Origin of the sequence: Streptomyces sp. NBC_00247 (assembly GCF_036188265.1) — a bacterium.
Lineage (GTDB): Bacteria > Actinomycetota > Actinomycetes > Streptomycetales > Streptomycetaceae > Streptomyces.
Genome location: NZ_CP108093.1, coordinates 6,665,812 through 6,685,881, shown reverse-complemented (window position 1 = coordinate 6,685,881; position 20,070 = coordinate 6,665,812). Strand labels below are relative to the sequence as shown.

Below are 20,070 nucleotides of genomic sequence, written 5' to 3'. Positions count from 1 at the left end.
CCCGTCCTAGAAGTCGAAGTCGAAGTCGATCTCATGGCGAGCAACGGCAGCCCGCTCTTCCTCGACCTCTCCGCCGTACGCGGAGAGCGGGCGGCCGGGCGCGTCCGCCACCTCCGCGAGCAGTGCCGTGAACCGCCGCCAGAGCAGGGCGACCGACCCCTCGTCGTACAGTGCGGGATCGAACTCGACCATCGCCTCGACACGTCGGCCGCGCGAGACGAAGTTGAAGGTCATGTCGAACTTGGCTACGCAGGCGCGCCGTTCGCGGAGCGCGATCTCCAGGCCGGTCGTGCGGCGGACCCGTTCCTCCAGGTCTCCCCAGTCCTGGAGCACCAGCAGGATGTCGAAGAGGAAGCCGTGCCCCGGCTCGGGGCGCGGGATCTCGCCGGCCAGTCGCTCCAGTGGGTAGAGCTGGTGCGTCTGGGACTCCAGGAACTCGGTCCGGGCGGTCGCCAGCAGTTCGTGAAAGGTGGTGTCGGCCGTGAAAGTGGTGCGCAGGGCAAGGGTGTTGGCCAGGAAGCCGATCTGCGCGTTCAGATGCCGGGAGAACTCGCGGCCGGTCGACAGGGTGCCGAGGCAGAGGTCCGTCTGACCGGTGCGGTTGTGCAGGGTCAGCGCCATGACGGAGTGGAGGAGGGTGAACAGGGTGACGCCCTCGGTCCGGCACAGGTCCCGCGCGCGGGCGGCCAGTGCTTCGTCGACGACACCGTGGAACACCGCTCCGCCGAACGACTTCGCGGGCCCGCGCGGGCGGTCCGTCCTGAGCCGGAGGGCAGGCGCACCGTCCTTGAACTTCTCCTCCCAGTAGGCGCGGCTGGGGTCCAGCAGGCCGCGGTCGCCGAGTTCCTGGAGCCAGAGGGCGTAATCGCCGTGCTGGATCGCCGGTTCGGGGAGGGAGCCCCGCCGTAGCGCGTAGGCTTTCAGCACCTCGTCGGTGAACAGGCCGACGGAGATCGCGTCGCAGATGATGTGGTGCATGGAGAGCATCAGCACGCCGTGCGGGTGGGCGCCGGTCACGTAGGTCACCTGGAACAGCGGGCCCTCGGCCAGGTCGAAGCGGCGGTGCAGTTCCCGCTGTTCGAGCCCGGCGAGCGCCGTTTCCTGGTCGGCGTCCGGGTCCAGGTGTTCGACCAGGATCTCGACGGCAGCGGGGGCACTCTCGACGTGCTGCACCGGACCGTCGTCGTGCGGAGCGAAGCGGGTGCGCAGGATCTCGTGCCGGGCGACCACCGCGCCGATGGCCCGTTCGAGCCTGCGGGGGTCCAGGTCACCCCCGACGTGGATCGACGCGAGCACGTTGTACGACGTGCGCTGGTCCTGTACCCAGATCCGGGTCTGGTTGGAGGTCGCGGGGTATGCGGCGCGCGCCGGGCCCCGGGACAGCGACGGCCAGGGCGAAGCGGAGGCCGAGACCAGTCGTGCGCCGATGCCGGCGATGGTCGGTGCCTCGAAGACGTCCTTGAAGGAGAGGGTGAGGCCGGTGGTCCTCTCCAGCCGGTGCAGCAGGTCGATGACGCTGATCGAGTTGCCGCCCAGCTCGAAGAAGGACGCCTCGGGGCCCGCTGGGACGACGCCCAGGACGCCTTCCACGCATTCGGCGACGGCCCGTTCCCGGTCGTTCAGCGGCCGTGCGGGCCCGGTGGCGCGCGCGGCGGGCTCGGCGACCGCGCTCAGCCTGACCGTGTCGATTTTGTTGTTGGGGGTGAGCGGGAACGCATCCAGCACACGGACCGTGGCCGGGACCATGTAGGCGGGCAGATTCCGGACCAGCAGGTCGCGCAGGTCGGCACGGCCGAGAGCGGCACGCAGGCTCGCGTCGGGGACCTCGGCGTAGGCCGTCAGGGACTCTCCCCGGTCACCGTCCCGGTGCTTGAGGACCCTGGCCCGGGTGACCGCGGGGTGGAGCGTCAGGACGGTCTCGATCTCGGCCGGCTCCACCCGGTTGCCGTTCACCTTGAACTGCCGGTCGGCGCGGCCGACCAGTTCGATCTCCCCGCTGGGCAGGAACCGGCCCAGGTCGCCCGTGCGGTAGCCGGTCTCCAGGAACTTCCGCGCGCTGAGGTCCGGCAGGCCGAGGTAGCCCCTCGCGGCATACGGGGACCCTGCCACGATCTCACCGACCTCGTACACCTCCGGGCCGCCCCCGTGCGCGACGAGCAGGTTCAGCGTCGTGCCGTCGCAGGGCGGGCCCAGCGTCATCACGCGTGCGGCGTGCTCGGGCTCGATCCGGCGCAACGCGTTGACGGTGCTCTCGGCCTGGCCGTAGAGGTTGTGGAGGCCGATGCCGGGGAGCTGCTCGAAGTGCCGGACCGCGTCGCCGGGCAGGACGGGCTCCCCGCCCAGGACCACGGCGCGCAGGGCTCCGGTGTCCGTCCCGCTGCGGGTGGACATGATCTTCCGGTACAGGGAGGGAGTGGCGTGCAGGACGGTGACCGACTGGTCGCTCACCCACTTCCAGAGGTCGCTGTGCGCGGGGTTGTCGTGCAGGGCCAGGACCCGTAGCTGCGCGCCGGTGACCAGCGCCGTGTAGACGTCGAGGACCGCGGCGTCGAAGCCGAGCGACGACACCAGACTGAGGGTGTCCTGTTCGGTGATCGCCAGCCGTCGCCGGTACTGGTCGACGAAGTACCGTACGTTGTCGGCGTCCTGGATCACGCCCTTCGGCGTTCCCGAGGTGCCGGAGGTGTAGAGCAGGTAGCCGGGCCGAGGTCCGGCCGCGGTGCCGTCGTGGGGTCGTGCCGCGCCGATCCCGTCGATGGGCACGACCCGTGGGCCCTCGTCCCCGGCCCAGGGGATGTCGCCGTCCGCCAGCACCAGGCGGACACCGGCGTCCGCGACGATCCGCCGCAGCCGCGTCTCGGGGTCCCGGGGCTCCAGGACCACATAGCGGCGCCCGGCGTCCAGTGTGCCGACCATCGCGGCGATGGCGGACGCGGTGTTCGCGGCGTGGAAGTGGAGGCCGATGGGGGCGTCCGAGGGCTCGTTCCGCAGGTGGGTGCCGATGCGGCGGCTCGTTTCGAGGAGTTCCCCGTAGGTAGTCCCGCCCTGGGGCGTCACCACGGCCACCCGTTCCGGGATCCTCGCCATGGTGGATTTGATCATGTCGACGAGGGGAGGCAGGGTGCCGGCGCGTTCGCCGTCCGGCTTCTGCACGGGTCGTGGCGGCAGCAGGGGCTGGGTGCTCAGCGGCTCGTCGGGGCGCTGAGCGAGTCGCCGGAGGCAGGTCTCGAACCCGGCCATCCACAGACGGACCGTGTCCGGATCGAAAAGGGAGGAGTCGTAGTCCCAGCGCAGCGAGCCACGCCCGTCGCCGTCGAGGATCGCGTAGACATCGAGGTCGAGGCGCGCGGTCAGGCCCTGGTCGCCGAGGAATCCCGCGGCGATCCGGTCGCGCGGGGCAAAGGTCAGTCCGTTGAAGTACACCGAGGTGAGTGGGGTCCGCGCGTCGTGCCGGCCGGCGCCCGGGTCTCCCACCGCCTCTCCCACCGCCTCTCGCACCGGCAGCGTCCGGCGCCTGAGCGCCTCGGACAGGGTGCGGCTGAACTCCGCGATCCGGTCGGCGCCTGACTGGTCGTCCGAGAGGTGGTAGCGCAGGGTCACAGGATTGACGCAGGGCCCGAAAGTGTCCTGCATGAGCGGCAGTTCGCGGTCGAGGAGCGGGGTGCCGATGACGACGTCCGAGCGCCGTGTGACCTTCCCCATGACGGTGGCGAAGGCGGTCAGCGCCACCCCGAAGGGCGTAGTACCCAGTCGCCGGGCCAGCTGTACGAGGGACCGGGACTGCTCGTCGGTCAGATGCAGCCACTGACTGGCGAGCACGCCCCGGGCGTTTTTGTCGGCACTCCAGCGGTCCCGCGGCAGCCGCAGCGGGACGACGTCCGCCAGCTGCCGGCGCCAGTGCTCAGCCGCCTCGCGACCGTCCCGGGCCAGGGCCTCGCGCTGCCGCCGCACATACGTCCGATAGGAGGTGTCCGGCTTGGCGGCGGAGGGCTCGGTGCCGTCCGCGGCGGCGAGCAGCCGCTCGGCGAACGTGTGGAGGGAGAACCCGTCGCACACCAGATGGTGGGCGACGAAGACCAGAGTGTGGGAGCCGTCGGGACACCGGGCCAGCACGGCACGGAACAGAGGACTTTCGTCCAGGTCGAACGCTTCCCGGACGATCGTCGTGGCCGTCGCCTCCAGCTCCCGCGCCGCCTGCTCCGCGGGCAGCGCGGAGAGGTCGAGCACATCGATGGGGTGCTCGGCCTGGTCCGAGGGGAGCAGGCCCACCCGTCCGTCCTGCCAGACGACTCGGCACGCCAGCAGCTCCGCGCGGCCGAGTTCGGAGGTGACAGCCTCTTCGACGCGCTCGCGGGGGACGCGGGGCGGGAACACGATCCGTATCGGGATGTTGTAGCGATTGTCCGGCTCCCGCGACTGGTGGTCGACCCAGATCGACTCCTGGACGGAGCTCAGAGGCAGCGGGCCGTCGTCCGTGTGCTCCTCGGGCCGCTCCGCCGGTGGCAGGGTGTCCAGCCTGGCGGCGAGCTCGGGGATCGTCCGGTGGTCGAAGAGCAGCTCGACACCGACCGCCCTGCCGGACTCGGCCGACACCGCCGCGGCGAGTTCGGCTAGGCCCAGGGAGTCGAAGCCCACGCCGAAAAAAGTGTCGTCGCGCCCGATCCGGACCGGGCCCCTGAGCCGTTCGACCACCCGCGCGATCAGCCGTTCGGCGTCCGACTCCGCCGGGAACGGGGTCCGGTCCTCCCCCGTGCGGGCGCCGTCCTTCGCCGTCCAGTGCGCGATACCGTCGGCCTGCCCCGCGAGGAAGGCCGACTTGCAGAGGGTCCGCTGGAGCTTGCCGCTGCTGGTGCGCGGCAGACGGCGGTCCGCGACGAGGAAGACCTCTGCCGGGGCGATGCCGAACTCCTCCAGCAGCACGCTACGCACCGACCGGATGACCTCGTCGTGGGGCAGGCCGCAGGTGCGCTGGTATTCGCACTGCACGATGAGTTCCTCACCGTGCTCCTCGTCGACGGAGAACACCACGCAGCCGTCCCTGACCACACCCGGCGCGCCCTGGGCGATGGCCCATTCGAGGTCGTAGGGGTAGTGGTTGCGTCCGCGGATGATGACCAGCTCCTTGAGCCGGCCCGTGACATGCAGCTCGCCGTCGCGGAGAAAGCCGAGGTCGCCGGTGCGGTAGAAGGGGCCGCGGCCGGAGCCGGTGAAGGCGTGGAAGGCCCCGGACGCCTCGGGGTTGTTCCAGTAGCCACCGGCGATGCTCTCGCCGCTCAACCACACCTCCCCCACCTCACCCTCGGGGCACTCGTTTCCGTCCTCGTCCACGATCAGGCACTGGAAGCCGCCCGGGACACCGCACGACACCACGGGTTCGGCGGACGGTGCGAACGAGGCGGGCGCGTGGCCGGTTCCCGGACCGGCGGGCGCGCGGGTGACACATCCGTTGGCAGCCGCCACGAACAGCGTGGCCTCGGCCATGCCGTAGCAGGGCCGGAACGCCTCGGCGCGAAATCCTGCCGTCGCGAACCGGTCGGCGAAGGCCGTCAGCGTCGGCTCGCGGACGAGTTCGGCCCCGCAGTACGCGGTCCGCCACCGGCTCAGGTCGAGCCGGGCGATCTCTTCGTCGGTGATCCGGTCCGCGCAGTGCTGGTAGCCGAAGTTGGGACCGCCGCTGCCGCTCGCCTGGTAGTGGCTGATCGCCTCCAGCCAGGACATGGGCCTGCGCAGCAGTTCGAGCGGGGAGAGGAACACCGCGTGCGCGCCGACGTAAACGGAGTGCAGGACGTTCCCGATCAGTCCCATGTCGTGGTAGAAGGGCAGCCAGGAGACGATCGTCGAGTCGCTGTCCTGGCCGAACGCCGCCTGGATCAGGTCCTGATTGCGGTACAGGTTGTCGTGCGAGACGACAACTCCCTTGGGCGTGCCGGTCGAGCCGGACGTGTACTGGAGGAACGCCGGGTCGGACGGTCGCACGGCCGCGGGGGTGAAGGCGGCCGGGGCGCCACCGGTGATCTCGTCGGTGGCGAGGCAAGGCGCTATGACGGCGAGTCCGTCGCCCGCGCGTCGCAACACCGTCCGGTCGGTCAGCACCACGGCGGCCTGCGCGTCCTGGGCGATGGCCAGGAGCCTGTCGGCCGAGCGGGCGTTACGCGGCGGGTAGCAGGGCACCGGCACGACCCCTGCGAGCAGGCACGCCCAGAACGCGCGGATGAACTCCAGTCCGTGGGGATAGAGCAGCAGGGCGCGGGCGGACCCGGGCAGCTCGGCAAGGCGGGCCGCGAGTACGCACACCGAGTCGTGCAGTTCCTGGAAGGTGACGGTGTGCGCGTCGTCCAGGCCGTCGCCCAGGAAGGTGTACGCCGGTTCCGCCGGTGACTCGGCGGCGCGGCGGCGCAGGACGGCGCCGAAGTTGTGGTCGCCCCGCTCCGGACTGGTGCCCTCAGCCATCGATACGCTCCAACTTCGCCTCGCCGAACGCCGCCCTGATGCGCCGGCGACGTAGCTTCCTGGTACCGGTCAGCAGTCCGTTCTCCGCGGTGAACGGCTCCGGGGCGTGCACGAACAGCGTCACCTTCTCGTGGTCGGCCAGCTTCGGGTTGCCCTCGGCGAGGTAGCTGCGCAGAGCCTCGCGTCCGCCGCGTCCGGCCGGCCAGTGCGCGATGGCGGTGATCCGTTGCCCGTCGAAGGACGTGACACAGATCGAGTTCTCGGCCCTCAGCTCGGGGAAGACGGTCTCCACGGTCGCCGGGTAGACCTTCTTGCCGTTGTCGAGGACGATGACGTCGTCCTTGCGGCCGTGCAGGAACAGAAAGCCGTCAGCGTCCAGATGACCGAGGTCGCCGGTGTGGATGTAGCCGTCCTGGCCGTAGGTGACGACCGAAGGGTCCGCCAGCTCGTCCCGGTCGATCTTGACCAGGATCTCGCCGTCTTCGCCGATCCTCACGGGTACGCGCGGCCGGCCGACGCTGCCGATGCGGAAGTTCCGTTCGGAGCTCATGGAAATGATGCGGGGCAACTCGCTCTGCCCGTAGCCCTCGTAGATCCGCACGCCCACGCGGTAGAACGTCGTGAGGGCCCGCGGGTCGATTGGGGCACTGCCGGAGACGAAGTAGTCCGCGCGACCGCCGTAGACCTTGCGCACCTTGGCGAACAGGTAACGGCCGAAGAGGCGTTTGACCGGGTTGCGGTTGCCCAGCCGATTGATCCGCAGCCGGAGATAGAGGCGGAAGGCGGCCTTTTGACGGTGGTCGAGCTGCTGGAGTTTCTGCTCGATCCGGGTCGCCATCGCCTCGTAGATCATGGGGACGCTCACCATGATGTTGGGCTTCTCCACGACCAGGTCCGGCACGCAGCGCAGGGCGTCGGAGAGCACGATGTCGATCCGGCGCATCAGGGCCAGCCGCACGAAGGTCCGCTGCTGGAGATGGGAGAAGGGCATGAAGATGAAGAGCTTGTTGTCCTTGCGGCTCCAGAAGCTGGTCCGGTACCGGTAGTACTGGACGGCCAGCCGGGCGGCGCGTCCGAGCTTCGCCGGCTGCTCCTCCGCGGGGAAGGTCAGGTCGATCCGTTTGGCCTTGCCGGAGGTTCCCGACGAGTAGCCGATCGAGTAGTGGTCCAGCATCCGGTCGGCGGTGCAGGTCCACTCCACGCCGTCGAGTCCGTCGAAATCGTCCTGGGCCGGGGTGGCGCCCCGCGACCGGAAGAACCACACCGGGGCGTCGACCTCGGTGAGCCGCTGTGCGAGGGAGCGGTCGGCGATGACGACCTCGGCCCCGGCCTCCCGGAACAGCTCGCCGATCTCGCGGCCCGTCAGGAACTCGGGCACCACGATCGTCCGGAAGCCCGCCTTCAGGCAGGCGAGGTCGAGCACCATCCATTCGTACGACGTGGGCCCGATCAGTCCCACCTGGAACTCGCGGCCCTCCGGGCGCAGCGAGGCCAGCCGGCCGACGGCCCGGTCGATGTCGCGGGCCAGTTCGGCCCACGTCTTGCGGATCCGGCCGCCGTCCCGGAACACGACCTCGTTGTCATGGTTGTCCGCGAGCTTCTCCAGTGCCGTGAAGAACTCCCGCTTCATCCCAGGTTCCTGCGGATGATGGCCGCGACCTCGTCGAAGCGACTGCCGACGAACAGCTGGTCGGGCGGCAGCACGTTCTCGCCGAACGCGTCGTCCACCTCCAGCACCATCCGCACCGACTTCAGCGAGGTGCCGCCCAGGTCGAAGAAGTCGTCCGACCTGGCGATGTCGTCCACCTTCAGCACTTGGCACCAGATGGCGGCGAGTTTCTCCTCGATGCCGGACAGGGGGCCCGCCTCGGCGAGGTCTTCCGCCGGCAGGTCAGCGAGGAGCGAGGCCGTGTCGACACGGCCCTTCTCGTCCCTGGGCAGGGCGGCGACGAACCGGAAGCGCTCCACGGGCAGCTCGGCGAACTCACGCCCCAGCTCGGCGCGGAGGGCGACGGCCAGGGCCCGGCGGGTCGAGAGCGGCTTACGCCAGGACGGGGCGGTGACGTCCGGTACCACCGGTCCCCGGCGCGCGTAGACGCCGTACATGTCGGTGTTCAGCAGGTCCTGGTTACGGTCGACCAGCACGCTGAAGCCCTTGTCCTCCAGCAGGGAGACACAGGCGGCGACCCGGCCGTCGATGTCGTGGACCTCCATCACCACCTGGTCGACGCGCTGCCAGAGGTTGTCGTCGATCCCGAGCAGGACCTGCCACTCCGCCTTCTCGACGTCGATCTTCAGCAGGTCGATGCGGTCGACCGAGTGGTCCTGGAGGGCCTGCCCCAGCGTCCGTACCTCGCAGTCGACGGACTCGCCGACCAGCAGTTCGGCAACCACGGTGTCGAGCCCGTCGGCAAAGGTGCTGTCGTCCTCGCCCGCGAGGTAGGTCTTGAGGACCTCCCGGTCCTCCTGGCCGGCGAGCAGGCCGGACATCGCGGTGTTCTTCGGGTAGTACGTGATCTGGGTCCTGCGCCGCGCCTCGCCCACCGCGCCGGGGACGACCACCAGGTCGATGTCGTGCAGCCGGGCGTTCAGCTCGACGGCCCGGCACAGGTGCGGGACGGGTTCGAGCGCGATGATACGGGCGCCCGGGCCCACCAGCCCGAACAGTACCGAGGCCCCACCGACGTTGGCGCCCACGTCGACCACCGTCGGGTGCTTGGGCAGCGTCACACCGTTGCGCAGGTACTCGTTGTCCCGGAACACCTCACGGAAGATGAAGTCGGCCTCCCGCCGGTTCCGGTGGAAGAGCATCAGGTCGTCGTCGGGCTCGAACAGGGAGAACTCGCCGTCCGCTTCCTCGCAGAGGACGGTCGCCCGTCGAACGGTGGGGGCGGCCACGCCGGGTACGGCGAAGACCGTGGCGACCCGTGGGTCTCCCGCCGTGTGCCGCACGACGACGCACTCCTCGACGAGGCCGCGGTCAAGGTGCTCGACTTCAAGGGCAGCTGTGTCGGTCATCGGTGTCCCGGTGTGGTCGAGTGCTGAGCCGACACGAAGTCGACGGCCAGCTGGGTCAGTCGGATCGAGGTGTCGAAGACGGAAAGGTGGTCGCCGGTGGGTTCCTCGACCAGCTGGGCGCGGGCCAGCTCACGCGCGACGCGGTGCGAGCCCGCTGGATGTGCGGTCGTGTCGGTCCGGCTGGTCACCACGAGCGTCGGGTGCGCGACGTCGCCGAGCAGGTGCGTGATGTCGAACGTCATGATCGCGAGATTGAGCCGGCAGTAGTGGTGGAACAGCTCCGGCGTCGCGTACGGGTAGAGCACCAGGGGCGCGACCCGCTCCGGGATCTTCGCCAGGGCCGCCGGACGGTGCATGAGCTTCTGGTAGGCGGTGGCCTTGCCGAGGCTGTCGGCTCCCATCTCCATCAGCGCCTGTACATCCTGCTGGTGGTCGGTCTTGGTCGAGTCGGCGCCGAAGTCGTAGTCTCCGTGCCACAGGCTCACCGATCCGAACCGCTCCGGGTGCCGGTGGACCGCGTCCAGCGCGATCACGGCCCCGCCGCAGAGACCCATCACATGACAGGCCGGCAGGTCGAAGGCGTCCATGACGGCCAGCAGATCGCCGACCTGGTCGGCCACACCGCCGGCCATGCCCTCCTCGGGACCGTTCGGGGCGAACAGGCCGCGGGACTGCCAGGTCACCACGAAGTGGTCCTGGCCGAGCGCCCGCAGCCAACCCAGGGACAACTGGACGGGCATACCACACGGCGGGACCAGAACCACGGCGGGCCGGGACGGGTCGCCGGTGGCGAAGGCGTCGAGCACCAGGCCGTCGCGGGCGCGGACCGGTACCGTCCGGGGCGCCAGGTCACGCGCCCTCGCCGCAGCGCGCCCGATCTGCGCCTCCCCGGCGTCCCGGGCCCAGTCCTGGAGCAGGCTCGCGTCCCGCAGCAGGCCGCTTATCCGCCGCTCCACCGCCAGCCCGAACGAACTGGGGGGCTGCTCCGGCGCGGAGCGGACGTCGACGGCCTGCCGCAGGCCGACCTCGCGGGACACGCCGTCGAGCAGGCGCTGGGCCGCTCCGCCATGGTGCGCGTGCTGCTCCACGACCACCTCGAAGCGGTCCTGCGGCAGCCGGTCGGCCAGTGGCTTGATCTCGCCGAAGACCTCGACGGCCGTTGCCGCCCACTCCTCCAACCCGGCCATGGTCAGCTCTTGCCCAACGGAACGCCGGTCGTGGTGTGGGTCAGCAGCCGGTTGCGGCGGAACTTGTCCTCACCCGACACCAGCACGCACCCGTAGTTCTCCAGCGAGATGCGCCCCCCGTACTCGTGGATCTCGCTCAGCCCCGGGTAGACGTGCACCGACGCGGGGACGTACCGGCCGGCGAAGCCCATGCGCATCTGCTGCGTCTTGCCGAGATGGCCGTGCGAGGCGTGCATCAAGGTCGACCAGAAGACGATGAACTGCCCCGGACGCATCTCCATCGACACGGCCTTGCTCTCGTCCGGCGACCAGTCCGGGTCGATCTGGAGCTGACGGTAGTCGTAGCCGAAGAAGCCGCGCGCCACACCGTTCTTGGTCTTGTTCTGGTTGGCCTCCGGATCGTAGTGCATGCCCAGGGTCTCGTCGTAGAACATCTGCCGGTGCGTGCCTGGGATGAACTGGAGGCAGGCGGTCTCGGTGTTCGCCTCGGTGAAGGCGGTCCACACCGTGATCGTGCCGCCGTACTCCCGGTCCTCGTCCCAGACGATCTGCGGCTCGCCGCCCGCGTTGGCGAAGGTGTCCGCCTGGTGCCAGTCCGTGCCCTCGTCGCCGGGGTGCTTCGGGAAGAACTCCGAGCGCCAGCAGATGACGTCCTCACCGAGGATGCTCGCCACCCGGTGCACGATCTCCGGCCGCGCGATGTGCTCGGCCAGGAACTCGTTGTCGAGGTGGCGGTCGTAGTTGGAGATGTTGGTCCCCTGCGAGATCGCCTCGGTGTCCTGGTAGACGGCGTTGCTGCGGTCGAGCAGCCTCAGCCGCTGCCGGCTCCAGTGCTCGGCCATCTCCTCCGGTTCGTAGAGGGTGAAGGGCCCTGCGTAGCCGTTCCGTTGGAAGTCGGCAAGCTCGGTGGGCGTGAGGCTGAACTCACTCATGACATCAACTCCGGTTCCTGGAATCGAATCGTTCGCCGACGTGGTCGACATAGAGGTCGAACGACAGACCGTCGGCGAACGCGCCGAGGTCGACCTCCACGGAAAGCCGCTTCTTGGTCTCGTGCATGATCCGGATGAGGTCGAGCGAAGTGCCGCCGCTTTCGAAGAAGTCCGCGCGCGACGAGTCCACCGGGTGTCCCAGGACCTGTTCCCAGATGGCCCGCACCTCCTCGGCGTGGTCGTCCCCCGCGTCCGGCCGCGGCGGCTCGTCCTGCGCGAGGTAGGCCGCCCGCAGCGCGTCGTGGTCGACCTTGCCGTTGTGGTTCCTCGGGTGCTCCCCCAGCAGGAGGCACTGCGCCGGGCACGCGTACGCGGGCAGTGACTCGCGGATCAGGGCCAGCACCGCTTCGCGCCGCTCGGGCGTGGGCTCGTGCCGGCACAGGGAGAACAGCACGAGGTGGGCTTCGCCGTCGGCGGGCGACACCTTCAGCACGACGGAGCCGGAGATGTCCGGGTGCGCGTCCGCGGCGGCCTCGACCTCGCGCGGGTCGATCCGGTAGCCGTGCAGCTTGATCTGGGTGTCCGCGCGCCCGACGAAGAAGTGCTCGGTGCCGTCGTAGGTGATGCCGAGATCCCCGGTGCGGTAGGTCGCCCCGCCCGCGTCCGAGCGCGTGAACCGGGCATCGGTGAGTTCCGCGTCGTGCAGGTAGCCCGCGGCGACCCCCGGGCCGCTGACGTGGATCTCCCCGATCTCTCCGGGACCGACCGGCTGTCCGCTGTCGTCCAGCAGGCGAAGGGTCAGGTCGGGGATCGGCACTCCGATGGGCGAGTACTCCGACGTGGCGAGCAGATCCAGCGTCAGAGGCCGGTAGGTCACGTGCACGGTCGTCTCGGTGATCCCGTACATGTTCACCAGTCGCGGACCGGTGTCGCCGCGCCGCGCCAGCCACGCCGCGGCGACGTCCTTGTCCAGCGCCTCGCCGCCCAGGACGACCTGGCGGAGCGCGAGGCCCGCACCGCGACGGGCGTCCACCAGGTCGAAGGCGCGGAACGCGGTCGGCGTCTGGCTCAGGACCGTCACGCCCTTGTCCGCGACCAGCTCGTAGAAACGTTCGGGGGTGCGGGTGGTCGCGGTGGGGACCACGACGGCCTTGCCGCCGTGCAGGAGGGCACCCCAGAGTTCCCACACGGAGAAGTCGAAGGCGATCGAGTGGAACACGGTCCAGATGTCGTCCGGAGTAAATCCGAACCAGCCTTCCGTTTCCCGGAACAGCCGGTCGACGTTCCCGTGCGGGACGACGACGCCGTGCGGCTTGCCGGTCGTACCGGAGGTGTAGATGACATAGGCGGGCGCGTCGGCCGCGACCGGTGCGGGTGTCCAGTCGGGAGCGGCGTCGTCGAGGGCGGCGCCGCGCTCGTATGCCACGACCGTGACCCCGGGCCGGTCGAAGCCACCCGCGAATTTCGGATCGGCGACGACGCACCGTATCCGGCTGTGCTCGACGATGTGATCGACGCGGGGTGCCGGGTGGTCCGCGTCGACGGGCAGGTAGGCCGCACCGGTCTTCAGGACGCCGAGCACGGCGACGACCATGTCGATCCCCCTGGGGAACGACAGGCCGATCACCTCGCCGGGCCGCACGCCCCGTGCGCTCAGACTCCCCGCGAGCCGGTCGGACAGGCTGTCGAGTTCCTGGTAGGTCAGGCTCTCGTCGCCGAACTCGACCGCGGTCCGCGAGGGCAGCGCCCCCGCCTGGCGGCGGAAGACCTCATGGAGCCCACCCCGGAATCCGGGTGTGGCGTTCGCGATGGTTGACATCTGTTCCTTCACTGCCGAGAAGTACCGGTCACGTGCCTTCTGTCGTCCGCGTGTGGAGCGTTCCGTCGCTCCAGATGTGGTTCACCCCGCCCCACTCGGCGACGCTGCGCACATCGGGAAAGAACCCGGAGCCGAGGTCGTTGGCGCTGGTGTTGCAGAGGATCGGCACCCCGCTGAGCTCCGCGTAGTGCCGGAGGAGCTCGTGGATCAAGGGGTTCTGCCGCTCGTTGATCGTCTGCAGGCGTGCCGTGCCGTCCAGGTGGCAGACCGCGGGCAGCCGCTCGATCGCTTCCGGCCGCAACCGGTGGTCGTAGAGCATGTACGGGTCTGGGCTCCCGGGGTCGAAGAACCGCGGCGCGTCCTCCTCCGCGCAGATCGGCGCGACCGGCCGGTACGACTCCCGCCGCTTGAGCTTGTTGAGCAGGGTCTTCATCTCCGGCGACGTCGGCGCGGCCATGATGCTGCGGTTGCCCAGGGCCCGCGGTCCCAGCTCGGCCCGGCCGTTGAGCACGATGACCGGCTGCTGCGACTCGTGGATGAGGCGCGCCAGCTCCGCCGGCGTGCAGTCACGCGCGGACCAGCCGACGGCGTCCCAGGCGGCTTCCCGGATCGAGGGTCCGCTGTAGACGTCCCAGTCGATCGACTCGTACCCGTGCTTGGCGACCAGCTCGCTGCACACGGTGCCGATGGCGCTGCCCGCGTCGTTGGGAAACGGGGGGATCCACAGCTCCGCCAGATTGCAGGACCGCCTGATCGCGCTGTTCCACTTGATGTTCAGCGCGCAACCGCCGGCGTAACAGAGGTTGCGGGGGCCCTTGTCCAGCTCGTCGAGCCGCGCTGAGAGCGTTCGGACCAGCACCTCTTCGAGGAAGCAGTGAAACGTGGTGAGGATGTCCTCGTCACCGAAGCCGCTGGCCTTGGCGCGGAAGACCAGCTTGAACAGCAGTGCGCGCTCGAACTCGAGCATCTGGTCGTGGGTCGTGACCGGCCCGTTCTTCGCGAGCTGCTTCTCGAAGACCGCGTGGAAGTTCGCGAGCAGCGACGGCTGCTTGCGGCCCTTGGCGATGTACGCCATGTACTTCCCGGCCAGCGAGAGGTCGTTCGGGCGGTAGCCCTTGTAGGGCTCGAAGTTGGCGGCGAAGTACGTGTAGATGAACCCGCTCATGGGGAACAGGTGGCCCAGGCACTCCAGCTTGCCGCCACGGTCGTAGTGGAAGAGCTGCGGGAACGACATGCCGTCCCACGAGAGCACGTACGAGGGCTCGCCCCTCGCAGCCATCGGGCTGCTGCAGTAGGAGGAGAAGATGTGCCCGGCGATGTGATGGTAGCTCGTGTACTCCCGCTCGAAGTAGGGGCTGAACGCCGCCTTGTCCGCCAGCGGGTTGGCGTCGACGCCGTAGAGGTGGCCGTACTCGGCGACCTCGAAGGGCACCGCCTCCCCGCCCAGGGTGACCGTGAACGGCGTGGTGTGCCAGCCGTCGACGACGAGCGCGTCCACCTCGCCCCAGTCGTACCCGACGCCATGAAGCAGTTCCGCCAGATCATTCCGGGTGAGCCGGAATTCCGAGTAGCGGGGATTGTTGTCGATCTTCTCCATTTCATGGCAGCAGACGAGGCGATTGTCCTCGAATAAGGCGACGCTGCCGTCATGGCTCAACTTGATGCCGACAGAAATCATTCTCTGATTACGCATGGCCTCAATCTCGTTGTCCCATGCTTCATGGCCCGCGGCCGATGCTGCCGACGGGATTGCGGCCGTCCGAGAGGGCACGAGCCCCGGAACCACACGGTGCCGCCATGCAGAACGGGAACTGATGCTACCGGCGGCCTTGCGGCCGTTCAAGGAGTGCAAGTCCTTGAACTAAGGGCTGTCCCGCAATTCGTGGTGGATCAGTGCGCGGCGTCAGATGCGGTGCATCGCAAGGCGGAGGGGCGTCCGCATACTGGATGTATGTGGACGTTCCGACAACGCGGCGAGGTGCCGTAGCTGTCGTCGCGCACCCGCCAGGAATTGCGGGACAGCCCTTACGCTGTTCCGCCATGCAGAAAACACGTCTCGACTTAGGTCGAATCCAGCTGGCCCGTCAAGTGATCGATCCGCTCTTCCTCGATTCCCCGCTCTACCCCTGCGTCGGTTTGGGGGCCGCCCTGGGCTGCACCGTGAGCCTCAAACTCGAAACCGTGAATCCGGTGCGCAGCTTCAAGGCCCGCGGCACGGAGATCATCGCGAGCCGGCTCGCCGCGAGCGGCCGGAACGCCGTGGTGTGCGCCAGCGCGGGCAACCTCGGCCAGGCTCTCGCGTGGTCCGGGCGCAGCCGGGGGCTGGACGTCACCGTGGTGGCGTCCCGTTCCGCCCCCGCCGTCAAACTGGACCGCATCCGCGCACTGGGCGCGGGCCTGGTACTGGTCGACGGTGACTACGACGTGGCCTGCGAGCGAGCGGCGGCCATCTCCCAGGAGCGCGGCATCCGGCGCATCGAGGACAGTGTGGATGTGGAGACCTGCGACGGCGCGGCGACCATCGGTCTCGAACTGGCGGCTGTCGCGGGGCAGTTCGACGCGGTCCTGGTGGCGCTGGGCACCGGGGCGCTCGCCGGTGGCGTCGGGTACGCGGTGAAGTCGCTGGCACCCGAGGTCGAGGTGATCTGCGTACAGCCGCAGGGCGCGCCGGCGATGACACGGTCCTGGCACGCGCGGAGCGTGATCACCACCGAGTCGACCGACACCATCGCCGACGGTGTGGCGGGGCGGGTCCCGAACCCGGACGCCCTGGCGGATCTCCTCGTGGTCGCCGACGACGCCGTGCTGGTGGAGGAGTCGTCGATCACCGAGGGGATGCGGTTGCTGCTCGACCACGCGGGTCTCGTCGTCGAGCCCTCGGCGGCGCTGGGTATCGCGGCGATCCTGGAGGACCGCGACCGCTTCGCCGGCAAGCGGGTGGCGACCATCGTGTGCGGCAGCAACGTCGACATGGACGCCTATCACCGCTGGGTCGGCACGGCTCCGGCCGTCGTGGCCTCGATCGACGGGTAGGCGTCCTCCCCGTCCGTACGCGGCCCTTGGGTGGTTGTCGCACCCAAGGGCCTCATGCTTTCCGGGTCTCCCACTCGGCCGTGGCCGCCTCGACGGTCGGCTCGGCGGTCGGTTCGGCGGTCGGCTCGGCCACGCTCGCCTTGCGCGGGCTCCGGATCACGAGCGCGGTGAGGACACCGGCGAGCAGACCCCAGAAGGCGGAGCCGATACCCAGCAGCGTCACCCCGGACGCGGTCGCCAGGAACGTGACCGCGGCCGACTCCCGCCAGTCCTCGTCGGCCAGCGCGGACGACAGGGAGTTGATGATGGTGTTGAGCAGCCCGAGGCCGGCGATCCCGGCGATCAGGGCCTTCGGCAGGGCGATGAGCAGGGAGGCGACGGTGCCGCCGAACACACCGATGAAGAGAAAGAACACCCCGGCCCACACGCCTGCCAGGAAGCGCCGGTCGCGGTCCTCGTGCGCCTGGGGGCCGGTGCAGATCGCCGCGGTGATGGCCGCGAGATTGAGTCCGAAGCAACCGAACGGTGCGAGCAGCAGGTTGGTCGCACCGGTCCAGCCGACCAGCGGGGAAACGGGCACCTGATAACCGTCGTTGCGCAGGACCGCCACGCCGGCCAGGTTCTGCGACGCCATGGTCACCACGAACAGGGGGAGTCCGGCGCCGACGATCACCTGCCAGGAGAACTCGGGCGCGGTGAAGACCGGTGCGGCGATCGCCAGATCCACGTTTTCCAGATGGATCGAGCCGGACGACCAAGCCGCGACGGCGCCCGTGGCCAGGGCGGCGACGACCGCGTAACCGGGCCACCATCGGCGGCACACCAGATACACGGCGAACATGGGGAACACCGTGCCGAAGCTGTCGTGCATCGCGCTGAACAGCCCGGTACCGAACCTGACGAGGATCCCGGCGAGAAGGCCCGCCGTGAGGGCCACCGGAATACGGTCCATGACGCGCTCGAACCAGCCGGTGAGCCCGCTGATCGTGATCAGCGCCGCGGATACCAGGAACGCGCCGACGGCCTGCGCCATGGTGGCGCCGAGCAGGCCGGTGGCCAGCACGGCGGCGCCCGGCGTGGACCAGGCCGTGACCACAGGTGTGCGATAACGTAAGGACAGCCCTACGCTCGTGAGGCCCAAGCCGACGCCCAGCGCGAGCATCCACGAGGCCAGCTCGTCGGTGGACGCACCCGCAGCCCTCGCAGCGGTGAAGACGACGGCCGCGGAACTGGCGGTGCCGACCAGCACGGCGATCAGGCCGGCGACGACGGCCGAGGGGGGAGCCGTTTGCCGCGCTAAGTGAAACAGCGATCTCATCCCGTGATCGTACCGGAGCAGGGGGGCCACCTCGGCCGCGGTCGCGGCACTGGATCCGGGCTCGGCGAAGCCACCGGGTGCCGCCCGGAACCCTCCCCCGTCTTCTCTCCCGCCTCGCAATTTCCGCCTCACGTTATGGATGCCGAGAATGCAGGAACAGCCGCTGTATCTCCGCGGTCTCGCCTACACCGTGGGCGACGCCATGCCGCTCGCCGACATCGAGGAGGGTGACCCGGAGCAGGTGCAGGTCTTCACCAAACTCGGCCTGCACTATTACCGGAAGAGCCCGCTGAGCCTGCCTGAGCTGTGCCACCGCTCGGTCGGCGAGACCATGCGGACGAGCGACGTGGCCCCGTCCGACATCGGTGCGGTGCTGCTCGCGCCGACCGTCAACTCCATTCACGCCGTGGGGCTGGACTACCCCGAAGTTGCGCAGATCCTCGGTGACTACGGCCTGGTCGACGCCAAGCTGTACGGGGTCACCCTCTCCAAGTGCTCCAACCTGTCCGCCGCCCTGGAGCTGGGGTCCAGCCTGCTGCGATCCAACGCCTGCGCGGAGGTCCTGATCGTCGTGGGCGACAAGTGCGCCCGGGACCGCGACCGGTTCATGGACTCGGCCGAGTCCATCCTGAGCGACGGGGCGCTGTCGTTCGTCCTGTCGAAGACCGGTGGCGACTACGAGCTGAAGCATCTGACGACGAGCAGCGATCTGTCCCATCTCACCAAGTCCTTCGGCGTGCTCGCCTTCGTGGACAACTCCATAAAGAACCTGGGCAAGTTGTGGCGGGCCATCCCTCCGGAGTTCCCGTTGGAGAAGATGGAGAAGGTCTTCTGCGGCAACTACAACATGCTGATCCAGCGCGGTCTCATGCGGGAACTGCGCGCCGGCCGGGAGATGTTCTACCTCGACAACCTCCAGCGGCTGGGCCATGTGTTCTCCTGCGACGTGCTGATCAACCTGGCCGACTACGCGGCCTCGAAGCCTGTGGCGCCCGGTGCGACCTTCACCTGTCTGACGGTGGGCTACTTCCGGTGGGGTTGCTTCGTACTGCAGAAGTGCTGAGTTCGGCTCCGCCGGACGTCTCGGTGACCGAGGTCTGTTGCCGCCCGTTCACCGGGACAGCCTCGGGTCGCGTTCCGGGCGGCGCTCGTCACAGGTCGGTGTCGGCGATGATCTCCCGCATGATCTCGCTGGCACCGCCGGCGATCGTGTCCAGCCGGGTGTCCCGAAAGAGGCGTGCGATCGGCGTCCGATCGAGGTAGCCGTGCCCGCCGAAGAGCTGGAGGCACTGCCCCGTCACGTCCACGGCCAGCTCGGTGGCGCGCAGTTTCGCCATCGCGCACTCGGACATCGCGAGCTTTCCCCGGCTGTGCAGCCAGGCCGCGTGGTAGGTGAGCTGGCGCGCCGCCTCCGTCTGGCTCATGAGCTCGGCCAGCCGGTGCCGCACCACTTGGTGACCGGAGAGGGCCTTGCCGAAGACCTGGCGCTCACCGGTGTAGCGCCGGGCCAGTTCCAGCGCGCGGTCGGCCTCGCCGATGGCGAGGACGGCGGCCACGACCCGCTCCAGCTGGAACGCCTTCGTGATCCACTTGAATCCGGAGTTCTTCCGGCCGAGGAGCCTGCTGTCGTCCACCTGGACGTCCTCGAAGTTCACGGTCGCGGTGTCGGAGCAGTGCCACCCCAGCTTCTCCACGGGGGTACGTGTCACGCCCGGCGCCTGTGCGTCGATCACGAAGAGGGAGATGGTGCCGGGGCCGGTGGCCGCCGCCGCGCCGTCCGCCGTCCGGACCGCGGTGACGAAGAAGTCCGCGTTCATCCCGTTGGTCACGAACGCCTTGGTGCCGCGGATCGCGTACCCGTCGCCAGTGGGCCGTGCCTCGCAGCTGATGCTCGACACGTCGGAACCGGCCTGGGGCTCGGTGATGGCCAGGGCGGCGATCATGTCTCCCTCGATGGCGGGCATGAGGTGAGCCAGTTTCTGCTGGTGATCACCCGCCAGGTGCAGGTAGGCGGTCGCCATGTAGCTGTGAACGGACATCGCGCCGCGGAAGCCGCCGCTGCCGAGCCGCCCCAGCTCCTCCAGATAGGCCACGGAGTGGAAGAACGGAAGCTCGCGGCCCCCGTAGGCGCGAGGGTAGTGCAGCCCCAGCAGCGCTTCCCCCGCGAACAGTTTCCACACCTCGCGCGGGATCCGCCGCTCGGACTCCCACGTGTCCAGTCTCGGGGCGACATGCTCGCTCAGAAAACGACGTGTTCGCAGGCGGAACGCGTCCGCCTCGGGGGGAAAGTAGATCGAGTCCACGCTCACACCG

Annotated in this window: 11 protein-coding genes; 2 read left to right on the top strand and 9 right to left on the bottom strand. The window is 69.4% G+C overall.

The window, feature by feature from the left end; genetic code table 11:
- Positions 1-6: 6 nt before the first annotated feature.
- From OHT52_RS28810 to OHT52_RS28780, 7 genes are read right to left on the bottom strand one after another with little or no spacing between them, the layout of a single operon-like run.
- A complete protein-coding gene (locus OHT52_RS28810; RefSeq protein ID WP_328723099.1) occupies positions 7-6,450 on the bottom strand; it encodes a condensation domain-containing protein in 6,444 nt (2,147 codons plus the stop codon).
- Positions 6,443-8,080 carry an AMP-binding protein gene (locus OHT52_RS28805; protein WP_328723098.1) on the bottom strand — a complete coding sequence of 546 codons (1,638 nt, stop codon included), beginning with the start codon at positions 8,078-8,080 and terminating at the stop codon, positions 6,443-6,445. Before OHT52_RS28805 ends, OHT52_RS28810 begins: the two co-directional genes overlap by 8 nt.
- Entirely contained in the window at positions 8,077-9,468 is a 1,392-nt protein-coding gene (locus OHT52_RS28800; protein WP_328723097.1) for an FkbM family methyltransferase, read from the bottom strand. The genes OHT52_RS28805 and OHT52_RS28800 overlap by 4 nt, the downstream gene beginning before the upstream one ends.
- On the bottom strand, positions 9,465-10,655 hold the full coding sequence (locus OHT52_RS28795) for an alpha/beta fold hydrolase (RefSeq protein WP_328723096.1): 1,191 nt from the start codon (positions 10,653-10,655) through the stop codon (positions 9,465-9,467). The genes OHT52_RS28800 and OHT52_RS28795 overlap by 4 nt, the downstream gene beginning before the upstream one ends.
- 2 nt (positions 10,656-10,657) lie before the next feature.
- Positions 10,658-11,587 carry a chlorinating enzyme gene (locus OHT52_RS28790; protein ID WP_328723095.1) on the bottom strand — a complete coding sequence of 310 codons (930 nt, stop codon included), beginning with the start codon at positions 11,585-11,587 and terminating at the stop codon, positions 10,658-10,660.
- 4 nt (positions 11,588-11,591) lie between these two features.
- Positions 11,592-13,406 carry a non-ribosomal peptide synthetase gene (locus OHT52_RS28785; protein WP_328723094.1) on the bottom strand — a complete coding sequence of 605 codons (1,815 nt, stop codon included), beginning with the start codon at positions 13,404-13,406 and terminating at the stop codon, positions 11,592-11,594.
- Positions 13,407-13,434: 28 nt separating this feature from the next.
- Positions 13,435-15,084 carry a carbamoyltransferase N-terminal domain-containing protein gene (locus OHT52_RS28780; RefSeq protein WP_328723093.1) on the bottom strand — a complete coding sequence of 550 codons (1,650 nt, stop codon included), beginning with the start codon at positions 15,082-15,084 and terminating at the stop codon, positions 13,435-13,437.
- 362 nt (positions 15,085-15,446) lie between these two features.
- Between OHT52_RS28780 and OHT52_RS28775 the strand changes: the two genes are divergently transcribed.
- Positions 15,447-16,439: a threonine ammonia-lyase gene (locus OHT52_RS28775; protein WP_328723092.1), complete on the top strand. Its 993-nt coding sequence runs from the start codon at positions 15,447-15,449 to the stop codon at positions 16,437-16,439.
- Between the two features lie 52 nt (positions 16,440-16,491).
- Here OHT52_RS28775 and OHT52_RS28770 read toward each other — a convergent pair whose 3' ends face one another.
- Positions 16,492-17,757: a benzoate/H(+) symporter BenE family transporter gene (locus OHT52_RS28770; protein ID WP_328723091.1), complete on the bottom strand. Its 1,266-nt coding sequence runs from the start codon at positions 17,755-17,757 to the stop codon at positions 16,492-16,494.
- Between the two features lie 148 nt (positions 17,758-17,905).
- Here OHT52_RS28770 and OHT52_RS28765 point away from each other — a divergent pair, with 148 nt between their 5' ends.
- The gene (locus OHT52_RS28765; RefSeq protein WP_328723090.1) at positions 17,906-18,820 is read left to right on the top strand and encodes a hypothetical protein; all 915 of its coding nucleotides are present in this window, start codon (positions 17,906-17,908) and stop codon (positions 18,818-18,820) included.
- A gap of 88 nt (positions 18,821-18,908) precedes the next feature.
- On the opposite strand, the gene OHT52_RS28760 is transcribed toward OHT52_RS28765, so the two are convergent.
- Positions 18,909-20,066: an acyl-CoA dehydrogenase family protein gene (locus OHT52_RS28760; protein WP_328723089.1), complete on the bottom strand. Its 1,158-nt coding sequence runs from the start codon at positions 20,064-20,066 to the stop codon at positions 18,909-18,911.
- Positions 20,067-20,070: the final 4 nt, after the last annotated feature.